Source organism: Flavobacterium sp. GQ95 (assembly GCF_059758655.1).
Genome location: NZ_JCAXEB010000006.1, coordinates 75213 through 96103 on the forward strand (window position 1 = coordinate 75213; position 20891 = coordinate 96103).

Consider the following 20891-nt stretch of genomic DNA (forward strand, 5'->3'; position numbering starts at 1 on the left):
ATCTCGAGATGTAAAACATAGTCGAGGTCGATTTTTTATTCAAGTCGTTTATAGAGCTAAATGTCACAAAACAAAAAAGCCTAAAACATGGCATGGAAGAAAGTGGTATTTGTCTGAACATATGACTGACGATGAAATTATAAAAACTGCATTTGCTGCTTTTGAAGCCGTGGTGAAACATGAAACAATGGAAGGGTTTAAAATTAATGGGATCGTTCTTTTTAACCCGCACATTAATTTCTTGGAACTATTGAAAATATCCAATAAAGAAGTAAGTCGAGAGTAACTAAAAATATTATGCAAGAAGATACAAATCCAGAAACTGGATTAGCGCTTACAAAAAATGAACTTCCATTACTGGCCGATTTATACGGAGTCCAGAATACAGAACAATTATTCAAAACGGACAAGTTTAATTTGCTGATGAATCAGCAACCGGAACCGAAATGGATACAAGAAAATAAGTTCGCTAATAATTCAAAATATATTCCAATTGGAATAATAGAAACATTACTGCAGCGCATTTTTAAAGAATATAGAATTGAAATTTTGAATGTTGGAACAATGTTCAATTCTGTCTATGTTACAATTCGGCTTCACTATTTGCACCCAATAACTGGACAATGGAGTTACCATGATGGAGCTGGTGCTGCACAGGTGCAAACCAAATCTGGATCGAATCCTGCCGAATTACAAGATATTGTTAATAATGCAGTAATGATGTGTTTACCAATGGCTAAAAGTTACGCATTAAAGGATGCATGTGATCACTTTGGGAAGCTATTTGGCCGGGATTTGAACAGAAAAGAAACACTGGGGTTCGCCATTGACAAAAACCTTAATCCCGAGGCAAAATTTGAAGAATTGAACAAGCTGTATGAAGAATTGAAAGAAATAATTCCTGCACAAGAATTCGACAACGTTAGACGTGTCGTAGAAAACAAAGAAAAATCGAGTTACGATAAAATAATTAAATTCCTAAATACCCTAAAATAATGGCACTATCCAATTTAAGAACCGGAATGATCACTTCGAGTGAAGCTGTTGACTTAACTTCTAATGGTAGTCGAACAATGACTGAGGAAGAACAAGCTGAATATAAATTAGAAAACCCTAAAGGTCGACGGACAACAATAGACGGTCCAGGCGCACCGTTTTATACGTATGTGGAAGATTGTATTGCCGAGCGGTTTTTTAAACATAAACTCGAAAATGATACCGAAGTAAAGGCAATGTCATGGGGTAAGTTGTGTGAATATATTGTGCATAATAAGTTATCAAACGACTACATATTACAATCAGATGAAACTAAGATTCATCCTATTTATCCTGAATGGCGTGGTACTCCGGATGGTTTAAAAATGGAAACCACAATTGAACTAAACGACGATGGTACTTATGTGGTGATTTGCAATACCGTAACGGATATAAAGTGCCCATTAACAAGAAAAGCATTTTATAAGCTTGTAAAACGACTTTATCATTTCGATGGTTTAAATGTGATCAAGAAAAAATATATAGATGGAAATGAAATTATTCAGCAGATCCGTAAAGATTCTAAGGATGGTGAGAAATACTACTGGCAGCTTGTCTCAAACGCATGTATTCTTGGTGCACAATATGCCGAGTTAATCGTTTTCATGCCTTATTACGAAGAATTAGAGGAAATCCAATTATACAATAGTCAATTGGAAGATCCTTTTTGGTTAGTTGGCCGTGCGAAAGATGGTGAACTTCCTTATATCGACAGAGAAACTGGTATTGAAAACATAAACATTATTCGTTTTGAAGTTCCAATAGAGGATAAAAAGTTTTTAGAATCAAGAGTTGTTTTGGCTATTGAAGAAATTAATAAGTAATGTATGAGAAACGAATTTAGAATGTACTTCTGTGAAGTAATGCTTAGTTGGATATTGTTTCTAGTGCCTAAAACAAAAGAAGGCTTATTACTAATAAAATACATAAGAGACTATGCTGCTGAGGCTATAAATCAAAAAATGTAAAATAATGGCTAGAGAGCAGAGAAGAGATGTGGACTATTTCCCCCATGATTGCACTCATGGGAGGAAAATGCACATCATTGAGGCTAAATATGGAAATGATGGCTATGCTGCATGGTTTAAGCTACTTGAACAATTAGGAAAAGCTAACAATCATTATATAGATATTTCTGACGAAACAAACCTAATGTTTCTTTCGTCAGTTTTTAAATTAAGTGAAGAAAAAACAATTTCTATTTTAAAAGATTTAGCAAAATTAGGTGCTATCGATACGTTTTTATATGACGATCATTTGATCATTTATAGTCAAAAATTTATTGATTCTATAACTGATGCATACAGAAAAAGGAAAAACGATATTATTGAATACTCCGACCTATTAATTGAATTAGGTATAGAAAATAATCAATCCGGCGGAAGATTGACACCAAAAGAGGTCAATCCTCCGGAAGTTATCCCTAAAGAAGAGAAAAGTAAAGTAAAGAAGAGTAAAGAAGAGGATAGTATTGATGATCGAAAATTAAAATTTTCTCTCACACTAAAACCATTTTCAGAAAAATTTGATGCAGAATTGTTGGATGATTTTTACTTGTACTGGACAGAAACAGTAAATAATAAATTAAAAAATAAATTTCGGCAGGAATTAGAAAAAACTTGGGATCTGGATAGAAGATTAAATACTTGGGCAAAAAATGATTTCAAGTCAAGAAATAAGAATTCCTCCAGCGAACAAAAAGATAACACAGGAGAGCCGCCAGATTTGATTCATACAAACTAAAAATCATGAATAAAGATAGCCAACAGGAATTTCTAAAAGTTACGCCAGAGCAGCTGAAAGAAAAATATCCAAATTTATCAGAAACTGATATTGCATTCTACACTGGCCCAAAAATGTTAGATAGTATTAATAAAAATATAAGCTTCAGAAAATACAACATCTTGCTGGAAAAAGAAAAATCATATAAAAATTTTAATTTTTCAAACCCAAATCTTCCTATAAAGTCATTAACTGATCTAGAAATTGAGCAGCTAAAAGACTATGAAGCGAGAAAGGAATCAGCTGACGAAAGCAAAAAGGAAAATCAAAAAGATTACTTAAAAATGGTTCGTGAAGGCAAAAAAAGAGAGTTTGAAACTATTCCAGGAATCAAACCTACGATATCAAACCTTTATCATGGATTCATTCAGGTTTTTAAAGCTTTAAATGGAAAAGATTTTGAACGCAACGATGATTCTATTTTAAACATCAAAGCAATCGTTAAATACTTCGCTTTTGACAAAAGCTTTTTTGAATGTGAGAGACTGGTTAAAAATCTTTCTGAAAAAAAATTAAAGCCAAGCTTTAAAAAAGGATTATTACTAATTGGAGATTATGGAAATGGAAAATCGTCTGTAATGCAAGCATTTGAATATTTAATAGAACATAATTACAAAGTTGCTTTATTAAACAAGTGGGATAGTCTTTTAGAATGGAAATACTTAAGATTTAAGTGTAAAGCTTGCAGAATAGTTGCTGCTGAATATGAAGATTTGAAGAAGGAGGATAAGCATGACTTCATTAGAAAGTATTCTGTTTTAGATTACTGTTTTGATGATATAACCAAAGAACAACTAGCAAGTAATTTCGGTATTAAAAATATTATTCAAATTATTCTAGAAAATCGCTATGACGATATCTTCAATAAAATAAAAGAGCAAAAGAAAATAAACAGAACTCATGGTACATTAAACTACCATCCAAAGTATCCAGGTAATATAAAAATGGCTGTGCAAAGTTTGGGTGTAAAATATGAACCTCACATGTATGACAGGGCGTTAGAGATGTTTAATATAATCGAATTTAAGGGGAAATCTTTTAGAGAATGAATGAGTATTCAGAGAAGAGGTTAAAAAACTAAAAAAATAATGGAAGATAAATTTAAAATTTGGTTGGAGCAGAATGGAGCTGAAATTTTACCAGTTACTAGTGAATATGAGTTAATCAGGTTTAAAGGTTCAGAAACCGGCGTTAAGTACAAGTCAGGGAAATATTCGAATGAATACGCCAGGAATGCATACGAATGCTATCGGAACAATAAAAAATGGAATGGACGACCAGTAAATGTTGGCAGAAAAAAAAGCTACGCAAAAGAGAAAGGTCAAATCTTAAATAGGGATGGAACTTCATGCTTCTATTGCGGCAGACCGTTACAGTCGGATATCACATTAGAACATTTGATTGCTTTAACCTCCGGGGGATTGAACAATCTTTCAAATATGGTTTTAGCGCATGAAAATTGCAATTCAGAAATGAATCATAAAAGTTTAGTTGAAAAAGTATCGCATGCTATTAAAACACGAATAAAGTTTCAAAATGTCTAAAAGATGTGTTATTTGTAATGATGTTTTTCTTCCCAAGTATAAAACAACTGAAAGGCATTGCGACAAAAGTGATTGTAAAAGTGAGTTTGCAAAGTCAATAAGAACGAAGCAAAAAAACGAACTCAAAAACAAGATAAGAAAAGTAAAACAAAAGACTTTAAGCGATTACGAATTAGAAGCTAAACAAGTTTTTCAAAAATACATAAGATTACGTGATGAAAAATTAGCCTGTATCAGTTGCGATAAAATTAACGTAACTGATTGGGCAGGAGGACATTATTTTTCCGCTGGTATGTTTTCTGGTTTAATATTTGATGAGAGAAATTGCCACAAACAATGTAATTCTTATTGTAATATTTTTCTCGGCGGAAATTTAGTTCAATACAGAGTAGGGCTCATAAAAAGGTTCGGTACGGAATACGTGGAAGAGCTAGAATCAATTGCCAATGAAAATCGAAATTATAAATATTCTAAAAATCAATTAATCGCAAAAAAAATGCAGTATGAAATTAAAATAAATGAAATTTTAAAGAATCGCTAGCTAAATATTTATATTTGTGAAAAATTAAAATATTAGCGTTAGCTATTTTTCGTGCCCGGAATTCCGACAATTTCAAACACATCGAAAAATAAGTCTGATGCTCACGTTTAGGCGTGGGCTCTGTAGTACTTATTTGTGTGTGGGCCGTCGGAAGCCTCTGGCAAAATAAGGCTATGGACTCACGCTTTTTTTTTGAAATTTCATTTATGGTTTATTGAATTAAGATTAAACTATTTTGAATGAGAAAGTCACTTCCAAAACTAGAAATGTTCTCGTTAATGAGGGAACGGCAACAAAAACTAAGAACTTTTCTTAGAGCTAACACAAGTATTGTGTTTAAAAAGTTGCGACCAATCGGTTTTTTAATAAATATTAGTACTACACGTAGAAAAGAAGGTGAATTTTTAGCAATTGTAAATTACATTGATGATTCATGAAATGTATTTTTTTTTTAGAGTTGAAAAATAATTAATCATACAAAACCTATGTAAAAATGAAAAATTTAAATTTAGAACAAATGAAATTTCTAAGCCAGATTCACTCAAAAAAAAAATACAGGAAATTACGTAAACAATTTATAATCGCCAATACCAAAAGAATAAATAAAATAATAAAAAAGAATTTGAAACATAAAGTCCTCGTATCAGTAGATTCCGAAGTGTATTACATTAAAAAAGTGAAATTGCAAAAATTCCCCCAAGATCTACAATCTAAAACAAAGAATGAGAGTGAAGGAGTCGTACTTTTAAATGTCAAAAACAATACCTTAGAAATAATCAATCTTTCCAAAAGAAATAAATAAACATATCAACCTAATAAAAGTAAAGCCTCAATTTTTAAGTTGAGGCTTTATTTTATCTACTTGGCTTGGGGGGAGAAGGTGGTTTTGGTACGTTTGATTTATCTTTGCTCTTTTTTTTCGGACTTGATGAAGATGAATATTTTTGAACGTTTCCAAGCCCCAGAGCAGACCATGCAGTTAACAAAGACTGAACTCCTTCTTTATCCTCTTTATAGGCATTTACGACCGAACCCATAAATATAGGATAAAGTGAAAAAGCTTCATCCTCTGAAAGTGTTTCACCAAATGCGTTAACTCTTTCCTCTTCACCGGTTTCTTTATTTACCTGCGTGGTAGAAGTCATATAATGATGAAACATTTGAAAACCTGGAGACTCTTTATTTATTAAGAATCTTGATGTAGCATCAAACCTATTTTTAATACCAAATGGCGCTTCTCCCATCTTATAAATAGTGCCATCTGCTCTTTTTACTTCTTCGGACCATAGTCTGGAGTACAATGTTATAAGAGGAACATAGCCGCCCCATGGATCGTATCTTAAATCCCCAATTCTAATTTTACCGAAATCAGAACTTTTAGGATTGGTCTCTATAGTAAGTTCTTCATCATCGTCGTCCTTAAATGCATTATATGCGGCCATTATAAATAATATTGTAGCAGTAGAAGAAGCAACTGATTTAAACATCGTTGCCATAGCCATTTTGTTGGCCACTGATCCTTTAAAATAATTTCCTTCTTTAAAATCAGAAGTTTTAACATGTTGAGCTATATAATAACCAGGGTTTAATTGCTGAAATACAGATACAGCATTTTTAAATGAAAAGAAAAATACATTCAGTGCTTTTTGATTCATTTGGAAACCTGCAGGTTTTGCTCGTCCAGAGAATGTTCTTATATAACTGGCCAAAGCTTCATAATCTTCAAGGTGATTAATTTCATCTTTCCCTTCTGCTCTTAACCTTTCCACACCTCTAACAAATTCCTCGAAACGTAAAAGATTTCCGTAAGTACTTAAACCACGCTCTATTGATTCGAATGGATTAACATTTTTCCATTGTTCAGCACGTGAGAATTTATCTTTTTCAGTAATTTCAAGTTTGTTTTTAGCAAATTTGTTATATTGTTTTTTAAATGTATCAATAATTGTGTCACCGAAGGATCTTTTCTTAGCTGACGTGAATCTTTGTGCTCCAAGATAGCGAGTTGCTCCGATTACAATTGCATTCCATGCAAAAGTCAGCATGCTTCCTGACGCCATTTCTTCTCTTACTTCATTCCGAAGGTCGGGATGGGTTATACCAATATCTAGTTTTTTTGCAAGACCATATAAAGGCTGCCCTACAATTAATGACATTACATTGTCGGATTTTTTCTGAGAACCAATAGCGCCAAACATTTTTAAAAATTTTCTACCTAATTCTTTAGGGTTTCTGAATAATTCAGAATATGTGAGTCCTCTAAGTTGAATTCCAACTAAACCCAAATCTAATGAAGCTTTTATAGCTCTAAGTAGCCCAAAAGATTCAAGAGCAGCATCTGTAAACTTTTGTAATCGAGTTCTATTTTGTAGTTCTTGAATATATTTTAATTTTTCGAATTCCTCATAAATTGCTTCTTTTTCTGCTCTTAAACTTGCAAGTTCGCTATCTGCTATTATCGGCTTAATTTCTTTTTTGGCAAAATCTTTATTATTTATTCTTTGTTCAAGATCTTCAATTTGTTTTTTTACTCGAGTTTTAGAGGTTTTTAATCTTTTTTCTTCAAGTAGGCCGGCTTCTTCACGTAAATTATTTTTAGTTTGAACTAACGCTTTTTTCTGAATTTTCAGATGATCTAGTTTTACAGAATTTAAAGATGTTGGTTTTTCTTTATACGCAATATCACCTTTAGCAATTTCATCTTGCAATTTTGCAATAGAATTTTCTAATAAGGATTCGGCTCTTGCAATTTTTTGCTCTTCCGTTAATTCTGGTTTACCAACCAAATCATCGAGAATTTTCTTTTTTTCATCACGAATCAATCTCAAGGTTTCTGCTTCAGAATCAAGTTTAGTTGAAGTTCTTTCTACTTTTCTTTTTTCACCTTTTTCAATCTGATTTTCAAGATCTTCAATCTGATTTTTTAAGTTGGATTTAATTTTATCAATTGCTGTTGCCCATTGCTCTTCTAAATTAATTGATTCCAAGCCTAATTCCTTCGCTAAGCGATTAACTTCCTTGCGAAGCTGTCTTGATAGTTGCTCGGGTTTCATCCGTTTTAAACCGCTTTTTTTCGGCATTTTTCCTTGAATCACATCCTCATGAGCAGAAAGCAATCTTCCGTACTCTTTTAGTTTATTGATTTGCGCGGAAATTTCATCTTGATTTGGATTAATTTGTCTTCCATAACCTGTCAACGCATCCCTGATGTCGCGAATATCAAGATCCGGATATTTTTCTGAAAGATCTTCTTTTATTTTTTGCGAAATAATATCAATATCAGTTTCTCCGGCTTCGACGTAATCTCTAAATACTTGTGCTGGAATTTTTATTTTACCATCCTTATCAATAGTGATTTCACTTTTTGTGTTTGATTTTTTTGAGCCTTCATTAAAAATAGATTTGGCTTCCTGAAATAATTGTGGCATATATTTTTTGGCACCATCACCAATTTCTTTTATAATCTGCTGAGAAAAGTTAGATAAATCACCTTTAGCCGCTTTAAATGAAAGTCCTAAATATTCCCGGAAGTCTGGATCAGCAAACATTGTTATTAAACTGGTTGCATCGTTTAACCTACCGAAAAATTTATTTCGAAGTTCTTTTTTTCTGTTCTGCTCTTCAATTGTTAATCCCGACTTGTTCTTAGACGCTAATTGTTTTTTACGTTCAATATCTTCTTGAATGTTTTTTATTGCTAATTCGTCAGTCGCCGTTTTAAGGTCTAATTCAGCTTTTTTAAGGCGTTTCTCTACATCTTTAAGTTGCTGGGATAACGATTCAAATTTCTCTTTTACATCTGTCGGGATCTCTCCATTTACATCATTCTTCTTATAGTCACTAATTACTTTTGAAAGACTATATTTTAATGTTTGATTTTTATTATAGATGTAATTCATTACAGCAAGACCTTGCGCAGATTTTCTAATAGACATATCAAAATCATTTGATATTTCTTGAAATTTAGCTAAAAGTGCTTCGCGATCTTCGGGATTTTTTTCGATTTCACTATCGATTTCATTTTGTAACCTGGACAAAGCTTCATTATAAACAAGCATCTGAACATCAGTTTCGTTGATAAGATTATTCTTGATAGCATTTATAGCTTCTACAGTTCCAATCTTGTCTACAAAATCAATAGCTTCTTGATCGGCCTGTTTTTGATTACGGATATTATAGGAATCATTTAGTTCGTTTAAACTAGAAGTGATATCGCTACTATTTTCACCTTCTGTAAGTCTGGCTAGTAAAGTTCTTTTGCCTGGTTTTTTTGTAAATGAGTCTTTTTTCGAATTGATTTTTTCTTTAATTTCTTCGATACCAACTTCAAAATCTATTGTTTTTTTAAGATGTTCAATAGTTTTATTAATAGCTTCATCAATATGGATACCAGCAGCTATTGCTTGTTTTGCAATACTAGCAATCACTTCGATAATATCAACGCCATTTTTATTTAAGCCCTCAATATCATCTACTTTAATTTTAATACCAAAGATGCTATCAATTCCTTTTATAGCATTAGTAACATCATCAATTTTAGCATTGGATGCTTTTATTCTTTCGGCTACTGCTTCTTTTGTTCCTGGCTTTTTTGAATCGATTCTTCCAGGCGTTTTCTGTATTCTGGATTTCTTTCTGCTTCCGCTAGTATCTTCGATTTCATTATTTCCCTCTGCAACTTGTTTATTTTCTTCATTTTCTATTTTATTAAGTTCTTCTGTTTGGGAATACCATTGAGATAGTTCTTCATCTGACATGTGGTCCAATGAAGAGTTTAATTCTTTTTTACGGTTTTTTTGCTCGATTGCTTTTAATAAGAATTCATTGTTTGCTGGTAGACCCGTTATAGATGAAAATTTATTTTTAAGATCAATAATTTTATTTGACGTAGAGATATTACTGTCCTTTGCTAATTGCTTTAAGGAATTATAGTACTCTTTTTTTCCTTTCGGATACTTTTTAATGAAGTCAGTGATATCGCTTTCTGTAATTTCGACTCCAGCCAACTCGCTTAATTCTTGGGCAAGTTCGTCAATTTTTCGCCCACTTTCATCAAAATAATTCTTTTTTATATCAGTGGTAATATTATTTCGATCATCAATTTCTATAAATCCCTTTGAATTTATTTTGCCAACTCCATCCGCAATAATTTCTTCTTTATGGTCTTTTGTTGGTTCAACAAACGCGCCTTTTTTATCTAAAGATTGTTCGTATACTATCGTTTCCGCTATTTCAGCCGGATTACTTGACTTGTTTAGTATTTCGTCATTAAATGCATCTGGATTGGATTCAAAGGAGATGTCATCTAATGCTTTTTTTCCTTCTGTGAAGTCATATTGCTCAGCATATTTTCGTTCGATAGCTCTACGTGTTGGAGCAGAAACAGTACTGCCATCAGACTTAGTAATTTTTAATTTACCATTTTTGTTTTCTACATTAAAAGGTTGGCCTTTTTCCGTTAGTTTAATTTTTTTTGTTTTTTTAGACTTAGTGGGAGAATTGTTTTCGATTGTGTTTTCGCGAACATCATTTTGTGGCAAAATTACCTCTGGTTTTTCCACACTTTCCTTTTCATCAACTATATTGTAGTCTTCCGGAATCGGCGGAATAACGACTTCATTCGAATTTATTTTTGGTTCAAGTCCTTCATTTGAAATATCGTCATTTTCACTCTCTTGTAATTCTGGTATTGCTGGTGTTTCATTAGTAATTTCATTTTTATTCAAATTTTTATATCGGTCATAAATTTTGTTTGCCCTTATAGATATTTGGTCATTTGTTATAGTGATATTTATATCTCCGTTTGGATTAAGCTCTTTTGTAAGTTCTTCTAATGCCTCTTTTTTTAATTTAACCTTCTCTTTTAAAGGCAATACATCGACTTCAGACACCGACCCTTCAAGTATCTTGGTTTTAAATTCGTTTGCTGCTTTGTATTCTTTTGAAAGATTATCTAATAGTATTTGTTTTGTTTCATTCGATGTATTTGGGTCATTTTTAATTTGATTAGCTTTTTCTTTGGTTGATTCAGTAACGTCAATTGCTTTAATAAGTTCTTCTCTAACTTTTGGAGATAATGATTCCACATTCGCAACATTTTTTTGAACTAGTTTTTGATTGGTTTTAACTAACAAATCTATAGTTTTATTTATTTCAATTTTGGATTCTGGAGATAACTCCGGATTTTGAAGTTCATTTTGAAGATTGAATACTTTTTTTGTATTAGATTTTATCTGATTTTTATCCTGGTAATTTGTCACCTGTTGAAGTCCTTTTAAACCTCCTCCAAATACAGCACCTCCAAAAGCACCTCCAATAAAATCATCTACTGCCGTTTGGTATATGTTGTAATCAGCTGGCTTAACTCCAGTAGCAACATCAATAGCATTTTCTGCAACTCCTTGAAAAGTTTCTTCTAGTCCTTCTCCGGACATTGATGCCAGAAGAGGATTTTTTTCTAATGCGGTTTTATAATAATTTATAAGCCCATCTTTAAGAATGCTAGTTGCTTTTTTTGTACCTTCTCGCTGAACTAACCCTCTCGCCGCTGCTCCAATACTACCGGTTCCTAAAGTTTCGGTTGCTCCTTGAATAAATCCAGTCGCCAATGAATTTGCTACACGGATATTATTATTCAATTCAGGATCTTCATCTTTTAATTTTTCGGCCTTTCCAGCGCCAAACATCATAGCAGATGCCGCCATTAATTGGGGTGCTTTCGTAAACGCACCGCCAACCATTATAGAAGATGTGGCTGGTAAGGATTCTGTCAAACTATTAGTTAGCTGATCAAATCCTCCCGGATAATCTCCCTGAACAAACGAGTCATAAATCCCTCCTTGATATTTTAAGTCTGTTTTTTGGGCCTCTTCTCTTAGTTGAGCGACTTGATTCTTGTAGTAATCTTTTACGAAATTGCTAACTCCTACTGTTTTTTTAAATTTCTCAGAGTCAGTTTTAAAGCTAGGCAAATTAAATACATCTGCAATGGCATTTTGAGGAACAGCAAATACATCGTAAGCTAGTTCAGGAATAGCAGCAAAATCTACTCCAAGCTGGGAACTACCAGTAGCTAATTTGTTCGTAAGAGAGCTTATCTTATTGTAATTTTGTTTTTCAATACCTCTAGCTTCAGACGCTTTTTTAAATTCTTGTTGTTGTTTTTGAATTGCAACTAATTCATCTGTTTTCTTAGAAACTTCATCTTGGTTTTCTGGTGTAACAACCACATCTTTAAGCTCTTTTTCAAGATGAGATTTTCGTTTTAAATTAGCTTTGTTAATGTCCAAGGAAGTTTTTAAAGCTTTGTTTATTTTAAGTATAGGAGTTCCAGAAGACTTTAATGTTTTTAAATCTTCTGGAGATAATCCGGCAAAAGTTTTCATTTCAATATCTCGACCATCCGAAGAACCAGTAGTCGGTTCCAAAACCAACTCTTTCTTTTGAACAATAGCTGTAGAAGAGTCTTTTTTTTTTACTTCATCGAAAGGTAGGTCAGGATTGAATTTTGGTTTTTCTGAAACTACTTCTTCATAAGCTTTATTTGGATCGAATTTTGGTTTTTTTGGTTGTTCCATGATTATTCATATTCCCCAGATTTGGGATTGTAAGTGTAAGTTATTCCGTTCTGTATTACTTGTTTTGTTTTTGGTGCCGCAATCTTTTTAGGAGTAGTTTTTTTTGATTCTCTATTAGTAAAACCGGCTCTATTCTTGAAATAATTGTCGGCCTCGGATGAACTACGGAAAGTATGTCCTGTTTCCGGATTAATTATTTTCAAAATGCCGGCTTCAACTTTATTTGCTTTTGCATCTTTGCCGGTGGTTTTGTAATTTGCATTTCGTGATTTTTGAGGAACGTAATCAGCTATTGTCGGCTTGTATTTTGGATCATTATCAATTTTGGCTTTTCCTTCCTCTGTTAAAATCTTCTCTTCCGGACTATCTTCTTCAAACGAGTAGGTAAGGCTTCCGTCCTTGTGAATAACAACCTCCTTTAATGCACTTTTGAAACCTGTTTCATTCTCCGAACCTTTATCAGAAATGGGAATTATTTTATCCCCTGTTTTTACTTGAACTTTATTGTCGGTATAACCTTCTTTGGATACAGACTTTGGACTTCCAATTTTCACATCGTCTTTTGCCTCTTTTTTTCGCTCCTCTGCATCTTTTCGGTTATTTCTAGCATTTGTAATTTTCCGCTGAACTTCATCATTTGCTTCTTTTTTGACACGTAAATTGTAATCAGCTTGTTTAAAATCAGCTTTTTCAGATTCGGTTTTAGGTGCAGTACTTAAAAGAATATCTTCATAATATTTTGCTACATCTGTTTTAATTTTTGGATCGGTGTAATTTTTTTCATCGTCAGGATCCAATCCAAGCTTATCAAGAGCGTTATACATAGCAGCTTTGTCTTCAACTGCGCCTAGTGCCATATCTTTTGCAATTTCATTGGCACCTGGATTATACTTGGTGATTACTTCTTTATTTCCTACCAATTTTTTAACTTCTCTTTCTTTACCAATACTTTCTTGAAATTGATCTATAAAACCTTTTTTACCTTCTAAATTAAATTTTTCAACAGGAGTCAATAATTCCATTAATTTCTTCTTGTTTAAATCCTTATAAAGAATTTTGGTTAGGTTTCCATCATCATCTTTATCAATCAAAGTATATCTTGCATTACCATTCTCGTCATTAGTTTGCATTATATTTCCGGAAGCCATTTTTTCCATAATTTTCTTTTTGGAACTTAGACTTGCAGAATTAAAGCTATCTTCATTTTTAACCCAACTTTCGGTTAATAAGCTGAGTGCTTTTGGCATCTCGTTAATATTGTCAATACTCTTAACGGAATTCTCATAAATAGCGTTGTATTTGGGATCTCCAGTTTTTAAAAAGTTTTGCTTTGCAACTAAAGCTGACTTTTTTGCATTTTCAACTGACTGTCGATTAGACGCATCAAGGCCAGTTCCTGTACTAATGTATTGATAGGTATTCCCAAATTCTGCTGCATCTTTAAAATCTTTTCTTCTCTGTTCTTGCTCATATCTATCATTTTCAAGTCTGATCCTGTCTTTCTCTGCTTTTTCTGCGCGAAACCTTGTCAAAGTGTTTTCAACACCATGAGTTGCTTGACTGATGTAATCCTTTGTGGGATCAATGGTTAAATAACCTGAACTTCCTCCAATTGGCGCTGCCATTTAGTATTTAGATTTAGATTTCCAACCAATAGAACTCGGAAGAGATGTTCCGTTTCTACTAAATTTATTTGTACTTGTCCCTGATGTAACAGATGGGGAAATGCTTCCCCATTTGTTAACTGCAGAGCTGGCCCCCATTCCAACTCCTTGGATTATATTTCCATAACCTTGTTGTTCAGTATCAGTAGCAGCATTAAATTGGCTTGACAACGCAGCTAATTTTGCTTTTCTTCTTTCTTCTTTTGTCAATCTAATGTCTGCACTGTCTTGCGCCCTTAAAGAATCAAGTTGTTTTTGTTGTTCATCAAGGTTTACAGCAATTTCACGGTTTACGTCTTGACTTCCAGCAGATACTTTACCCAATCCTCCCAATAAACCTCTTGTTCCAGATTCAGATAAAGCACTAACTTGTGAAGCAGCTGATAAAGCTTGCTGTTCCTTTCTATTTTCCGCTCCTAATGTTGATACTTTTAATTCGTCTGCTATATTAGTCAAGGGAATCTCTTTCGTATTATTAGCTTCTCGTGCTATTTTTTTCTTATCTTTCGATGCTTTATTGGCTTTTACTCCGCCAGCTATTGCTGAAGCTGCGCCAACTCCCACTGCTACCCAACTCATAATTTTTTATTTAAAAGGTTATTAAGTTTATTTTTTATTTCAGATGAAATATGTGGATTGTCATGTTTTTCGATTATTCTTTCCTCAATTTGCTCCAATGTTTCATTATCTGGATTTGGATGAGCCGTGGCCCAAATACAATCTTCCAAAATATATAAAACACGTCTTGTCCCAGGTTCGGTTGTACCGATATGAGGTGCTTGCAAAATGTGTTCAATTCCGTTAATCCAAACAATCGCTTTGCCTTGTAAAATGAAGTATTGATGCTGAGTTTTATGAATTTTTGACGTTATAAAAGCATCTTTTGGCATGAAAATTTCACGTACATACATTCCATCAGTAAAGCGATTTATAACTGGACAATTTAGAATGGGGAAATTATCAAGCATTACTGCTTCTAATTCATCAATGCTATGATCTACTACCTGTCTAGAAATAGTTTCTTTATTTGAATTCATAATTTTACGTATTACTTTTTACTACTTCTGAATTGAATGAAAAGACCTCAGTTTTAGAGTTTTTCATTAGTGTTGCTGTCACTTCTAAATGATAACCTAGCAAACCTCTGCTTTCAGAACTTTGGGATTTACAAGCCATTACATAATCACCATTATTGACATTGGCAACAGCATCGAGTGTAAGTGTTTTACTGGTTTTATTCAAAATAACACCTACTAACTGTTTTGAAATGTTTCTAATTTCATCGCCAATTGAAATTTCACTTTCTAATTCGAAATTAAAGTTCATTACCAAACCATTAATGACAGAACAATTACCAATTCCTTGAGTTGATAAATTTGTTGTGTCAATCACGGCATTCGATGTTCTCGGATATGCTCTAAAAACACCTTCCTGCTTTGCGAAATCGTCAGCTTTTATATAACCGCTTTCAATATCTGTACTTAGATCTATCTCCCAAGGATCAGTACCTTCAATTTCTAATGTTTTATATATTTTTCTATCGCTTGGATTCTGCGAAAAACTAAATTTAAATTTACTAGGATACTCGATGCCGTAGAATGTGTTTCTGTTAATTGCTTGGTTATGTTCATAAATTTCTCCATTTTTAAAAGAGAAAAATTTATTATTAACTCTACACATATCTTCAGGATTAAAGGTTACTCTGCCAAGCCATCCATTGTCCCTATCTGAGTAAACCCAGGTAACATATTCAGTATTATTGAATTTTATATTTAAAATATAAACATCATGATATTGGTCATATTTACCTACAATTCGGTTAATGATATTATCTCTAAATAATTTCTTGAAATAGTTGTTCATTTTTTGACTAGAAATTTCAAACAAACCGTTATTAGTTTTCTTTAATACCACACCTCTTTTTGTATCAGTATGATAAATAGTCCCTCCATAAATATCGAAACTTTCAGGATGGATACTAATTCCGTATTCTCCCAAATAAGGATCTTGCGGACCAAGTACTTCACTAGTTTTTATAAGATTAGAACTGTTGTCAGCATTAGATAGAATGTCTTTTCCATAAAAAACCTGGGAATCTTTGTCTTCCTGAAACACCTGTAAGTTTGTTTCAATACCTTTTATTTTGTAAATAGGACCGAAAGATTTATCGATATCATCTTTAAAATTTCCTGTTGACAAATTGAATTCGTTAAGTTTATTGATATTCGTTGAGGAATTTAAAATGCCAGAATATGTAATATCTGCATACCTGTTTTCTTTTTTATATCCATCCTTATTGACCGCAATAGGGGCGAAATCTATGCTTAGAAATTTTTCATTGAATGAATCTTTAATTTGATGGCTTTCAGCACCATTTCCCTGAACAAAACAATTAAAAGTTTTTTCTAATAAATGATTTACATGCTCGTGCTCACCATTTGAAATAGTGAAAACATCAGGCGTTAAATTAAAAACTTTATTGCTGCTAATTTCTTTTCCTAAAGTTTCAAAAACGAAATAACCGCTAACGCTTCTTAATGAAAGTTTTGCATCAAGAAAACCTCGTCTTGTTGTACCATTTCCCGCTGCTGTTCCTTCAATTCTTAAGTAGTATTGACCACCACTTACGACTACTTCTTTTTTAAATTCTAAACCAGCATTACCCATAAACGTGATACTTGCTAATTCGGCATTATAGTACTGTTGAAAATTGTCATAATTATCATTTACTATAAAATTTGCCGTGTAGTCATTCTGCTGAGAATCCCTGTGATAATCACTATGTAATGTTATTGATAGTACTGAGCCTTGAATAATTGGTACATCAACGAAAACGCCAGGTGTAGCGGTCGGAGCTGAAAAAGCATCACCTCCTAAATTTGAAAATGGTCTGTTTTTTTTAACAGCGCTATTATCTTCTAAGTTTATAAATTCATCATCTGTGTAATCAATAGTGAAATTTTCCGGTTTAAATTTCATGTAATAACCGGAAGATTCTATTATAAGCTTATCGTTTTTATCTTTATTGTTAGTTATAAAATCTTCTTCCTGGTATTTTAGCTCTAAAACTCTTATTGTAATTGCTTTCGAAAGATAGTTTTCGATGTCTTTTTTTATTAGGAGAGTATCCCCTTCTTTAACTTTATTAATGTTTGTGCCTTCTAATTTAACCCATCTATATATTCCATCCTTATAAAATACACTAGCATAAATTTCTTCGTAAGAACCCCTGTTTTCTTTTATACCAAATCGATAGGTGGTGAATCCTATAGGAGGCTTTTGTGTGATAGGAATTACAACTTGAATTTGGTTTTGAGTTCCACTATTAATAACTGGAATAAATAATGTGTTGTTTTCACTTGTTAAAGCTGTAGTGAGCCTATTAAATTCGTCAAAATAAACAAGACAGACTTCATAACTCCGATATGATTTTAATGATTTTTTACTTCCTAGCGAAGATAAAGACGCATTGCTTCCAACATTTTTGAAATATTCATTGACAAAAACATTAGCATCTGGAGATTTATTGATCTCATATCTAATTGTGGGTAGTATTATATCGATAGTATTACTATCTACTATACTTAAAATGAAACCATTAAAGGTGAATGGTATAATGGTACCATTTGGGGGTTGAAGAGAAGTACTCTTTAAATAGTTACTAAAATATTCTTCAAGATTGCTTTCAAATCCGTTTTCAATATCTAATACTAAATCTTGTATGTTTCCGTAATCTTTATGCAAAATAAAGTTATATGTGCTTTCAAAAATGTTCTGAGTAGTCTCAACACCAATTATATATGATGATTTGATATTAAATGTCAAATAAATAATTGCACCATTATTTAATTCGATGTTTGTGAAATTAAATCTTAGGCGACTGGAATCGATATTAGAACTATCAAATGGAGATATCGCACTTAAAATGGTAATTGGAATGTCTGCAGAATTTAACATACTGGATTTTAATTGTAATGTGTAGGCCATTACAACTTTATTCCCATTTTTATCAATTAAATCTCGCCCCTGTTGATAATTAGCGAACATTGCTCTGTTAGATGATATTGTGGCAGCAACCGCATTGTCCGGTATGTAGTCACAAATTCTAAAGAATTGATCATCCGGTAAGACTTCATAAATTTTACTATTGTTGAACTGAATTTTTTTAATGGCGTTGTCCGGCCAAGATTCTTCTTCCTTCACATATTGATCTATCTTGTAAAAAAAACTTGTGTTACTTTCTCGGAAAAGTAAATCAATCGCTATTACCTCTCTTGGACCAGTATTAAAATAAATATCACACGCATTGAATATGTTTTGCATTCCTTTGTTTTCGAATGAAGCAAAATCTAATTCGAATTTACCAGGAGTAAAAGAATATTCTTGCCCGGCTGAAATAGCAGAGTAGTATCCATCTTTATATTTATATCGGTAGGCGAATGAAATAAATTTATCAATTAGAAAATTTTGATTAGAGTCTAAAGAATTAATTTGGATAACATTAGGAGGATATAAAGGCGGTGCTTTTATAAGCATTATCTCCTTTGCAGTGAATCCGTCAATGCCCCAAGTTTTAGCACGGTTAATATTTATAATTCGGGGCGGATTGCTATCACCCGATATGCTAAGTAAGTTACCACCTTCTTTAGTTACCGGATCATATGGTTTGTCGCTAAAAACAATGTCCACGTTTAGTACTCGTTCGCCATCTTTCAAGTTTAAACGTGTTCCAGTTGTGCTTTGCATAACAATTTCAGAAAGACCGGACTCAGTATTATATTCGATAATATAATCATGTAGATCACCTTTAATAATATTGTAGATGAAATTATTAGTATTATCTACACCTGTACCATAATTTCTACCGCCTTGAATAGAATAAGAAGTTTTCAACGCATTTCCAAGCGCATTTTTTCCAACACCACCGCTAGCGCCGTCCACTACATTTACAAAAAAGTTTTCCGCATCAGTAAGTTCGTCCGATTCTATATATCTAGAATCAGCATCTTTATTTACGGTACCCTTTGAAAAAATATTTTGGATTTTCATTTTATCGTAACCATTTACGTTTTGCGTTTAGAAATAACATTATGTCCGAAATCCGGATATCCATCATTGCAATTTTGGCATTTTTATACGAGGCGAACCAGATTCTTTTTGCTTCATCTTTTTCATATTTTGGAACTCCTTTTAATGGTCGCATTAATTCATAATTCACAAAATTATATAGAGCTTCTTCAACCAACTTACTTACTTTGATATCATCAACATTGCTATATTCAAGACCATCAGATATGTATTCAAGCATAATTGTTCTGCTTGCATTGTCTGAAGAAAAATGAATCTTTCCCTGTCTTGTGTCTATATTGAAGGTTCCATTGATGTTTTTAGTTGGATCAATTTGATAATTCTTATAGTTTGAGCATAGATTTAAATTTTCCAAATCGTTTTCTGGCATTTTTTTATCATTTAACTCGGCAAAATTGGTCGAACCCTGTAATGGGAACCCTAAATGGTCAAATAAAATTTTATCTTCATGGTCTTGTAAATATGCTGAGGCTAACGGCATTTTATCATTTCGAGATAGAACCATCAATTCACCAGTTTCTTGATTTACATATGATATTCTTGCATAATTCATATAATCGTGAGGAAGAGTAATATCTAGTGTCTCGCCAAGTTCTAATTCTATACCTTTTACCTCTCTTAAAGCATTTAAGGAAAATTTCTTAATGCCTTGTTTAAATTGATAAATTACCGAAAATCTAGGAATCTTCAATAATATTTTTCCATCACCAATATTGTTAGAAATGAAATTAAGAACCATTTGTTCTAACGTTACATATACATATGAACCATGTTCATTTTCATCTTCATAATATTCTTCGGGACTCATAATAATGATTGTTTTTGTTCTGTAATTACCTCAGAATTGGCAGCAACAGCAACCACATCTTGTTCTTTTATTGAAACACCGCAATAAGACATGACTTTCATAATAAATGGTGAAAACAATGATTCATCCAATTCAACATCTTGCCGGTCGTTTGCGCCAGCATTAAAAACAGGATTTCCTTTATCATCTTCGGTGTAAGCCCACTTTGGTGTTTTCGGTTTTCTGATATAATAGAGTTCAACATGAAATCCATTAGGAGCCTTTGGCGCTACTCTATATCCATTACCTATTTTTGTATACATTGGAAAAATCAATGTTGGTCCTATTAAATCAGAATTAGTTAAATTATTCCAGTCACTTTTTAGGACTTCATCTATATCTACTTTTCTTCCAGCAGCATTTACCAATGACAAGCCTTCTGTTCTGTACAAATCGGAATCATTATAAGTCCAAATGTCTTTACTCAAGTTGTATGTAAAATTCGAAGTAGTCGAATATTCAGCAAAAAAATCGATCTGCTCCTTAATATTCTTTGGAATATCGGCATAACCAGTATTAGAATAACTTCTCGATTGACTTACTAACCACTTGTTATATTGATAAAATAAGTTTTCAAATATGTCTATTAGTGCCAAATAGCAAAATGAATCGAAAGCCATAGGAGAAATAAACCCCCTATTGTTTTTTTCTAAGAGTAGCAGGACTGTATTTCGACATTTATTTATACTAATCATACTATATGAATTTAAAGCAAAGATAAAAAATAAATGACATTAAACGTTTGTTGTCGTTTATTTATATCTTTGCTACTAAATGAAAGGATTAAGTGAAGATATAGAGCTATCGATACAG

At 32.6% G+C, this 20891-nt stretch carries 15 protein-coding genes; 8 read left to right on the forward strand and 7 right to left on the reverse strand.

Annotated features, from left to right (window positions below):
- The first annotated feature begins 121 nt into the window (after positions 1-121).
- The 8 genes from AC6CH4_RS12835 (at position 122) to AC6CH4_RS12870 (ending at position 5704) form a co-directional block, all read left to right on the forward strand.
- Positions 122-286, forward strand: a complete 165-nt coding sequence (locus tag AC6CH4_RS12835; protein WP_498103478.1) for a hypothetical protein — start codon at positions 122-124, stop codon at positions 284-286.
- Positions 287-297: 11 nt separating this feature from the next.
- Entirely contained in the window at positions 298-996 is a 699-nt protein-coding gene (locus AC6CH4_RS12840; RefSeq protein ID WP_498103480.1) for a hypothetical protein, read from the forward strand.
- Positions 996-1859: a hypothetical protein gene (locus AC6CH4_RS12845; protein ID WP_498103482.1), complete on the forward strand. Its 864-nt coding sequence runs from the start codon at positions 996-998 to the stop codon at positions 1857-1859. Before AC6CH4_RS12840 ends, AC6CH4_RS12845 begins: the two co-directional genes overlap by 1 nt.
- 148 nt (positions 1860-2007) lie before the next feature.
- Positions 2008-2778, forward strand: a complete 771-nt coding sequence (locus tag AC6CH4_RS12850) for a DUF4373 domain-containing protein (RefSeq protein WP_498103484.1) — start codon at positions 2008-2010, stop codon at positions 2776-2778.
- 5 nt (positions 2779-2783) lie between these two features.
- Entirely contained in the window at positions 2784-3866 is a 1083-nt protein-coding gene (locus tag AC6CH4_RS12855) for a hypothetical protein (protein ID WP_498103486.1), read from the forward strand.
- Positions 3867-3905: 39 nt separating this feature from the next.
- Positions 3906-4361, forward strand: a complete 456-nt coding sequence (locus AC6CH4_RS12860) for an HNH endonuclease (RefSeq protein WP_498103488.1) — start codon at positions 3906-3908, stop codon at positions 4359-4361.
- Positions 4354-4902 (forward strand): recombination protein NinG, encoded by a 549-nt coding sequence (locus AC6CH4_RS12865; RefSeq protein WP_498103490.1) that lies wholly within the window; start codon positions 4354-4356, stop codon positions 4900-4902. Before AC6CH4_RS12860 ends, AC6CH4_RS12865 begins: the two co-directional genes overlap by 8 nt.
- Before the next feature lie 493 nt (positions 4903-5395).
- Entirely contained in the window at positions 5396-5704 is a 309-nt protein-coding gene (locus AC6CH4_RS12870; protein WP_498103492.1) for a hypothetical protein, read from the forward strand.
- A 52-nt stretch (positions 5705-5756) separates the two neighbouring features.
- Here AC6CH4_RS12870 and AC6CH4_RS12875 read toward each other — a convergent pair whose 3' ends face one another.
- Genes AC6CH4_RS12875 through AC6CH4_RS12905 form a run of 7 tightly spaced genes read right to left on the reverse strand, consistent with a single transcriptional unit; the run spans position 5757 to position 20773 of the window.
- On the reverse strand, positions 5757-12479 hold the full coding sequence (locus tag AC6CH4_RS12875; RefSeq protein ID WP_498103494.1) for a hypothetical protein: 6723 nt from the start codon (positions 12477-12479) through the stop codon (positions 5757-5759).
- Between the two features lie 2 nt (positions 12480-12481).
- On the reverse strand, positions 12482-14104 hold the full coding sequence (locus AC6CH4_RS12880; protein WP_498103496.1) for a hypothetical protein: 1623 nt from the start codon (positions 14102-14104) through the stop codon (positions 12482-12484).
- Positions 14105-14722, reverse strand: coding sequence for a hypothetical protein (locus AC6CH4_RS12885; protein WP_498103498.1), 618 nt, complete (start codon positions 14720-14722; stop codon positions 14105-14107).
- On the reverse strand, positions 14719-15180 hold the full coding sequence (locus AC6CH4_RS12890; RefSeq protein ID WP_498103500.1) for a hypothetical protein: 462 nt from the start codon (positions 15178-15180) through the stop codon (positions 14719-14721). The genes AC6CH4_RS12885 and AC6CH4_RS12890 overlap by 4 nt, the downstream gene beginning before the upstream one ends.
- Before the next feature lie 4 nt (positions 15181-15184).
- The gene (locus AC6CH4_RS12895; RefSeq protein WP_498103502.1) at positions 15185-19192 is read right to left on the reverse strand and encodes a hypothetical protein; all 4008 of its coding nucleotides are present in this window, start codon (positions 19190-19192) and stop codon (positions 15185-15187) included.
- Position 19193: 1 nt separating this feature from the next.
- On the reverse strand, positions 19194-20039 hold the full coding sequence (locus AC6CH4_RS12900; protein WP_498103504.1) for a hypothetical protein: 846 nt from the start codon (positions 20037-20039) through the stop codon (positions 19194-19196).
- Positions 20036-20773, reverse strand: coding sequence for a hypothetical protein (locus AC6CH4_RS12905; protein WP_498103506.1), 738 nt, complete (start codon positions 20771-20773; stop codon positions 20036-20038). The genes AC6CH4_RS12900 and AC6CH4_RS12905 overlap by 4 nt, the downstream gene beginning before the upstream one ends.
- Positions 20774-20891 lie beyond the last annotated feature (118 nt).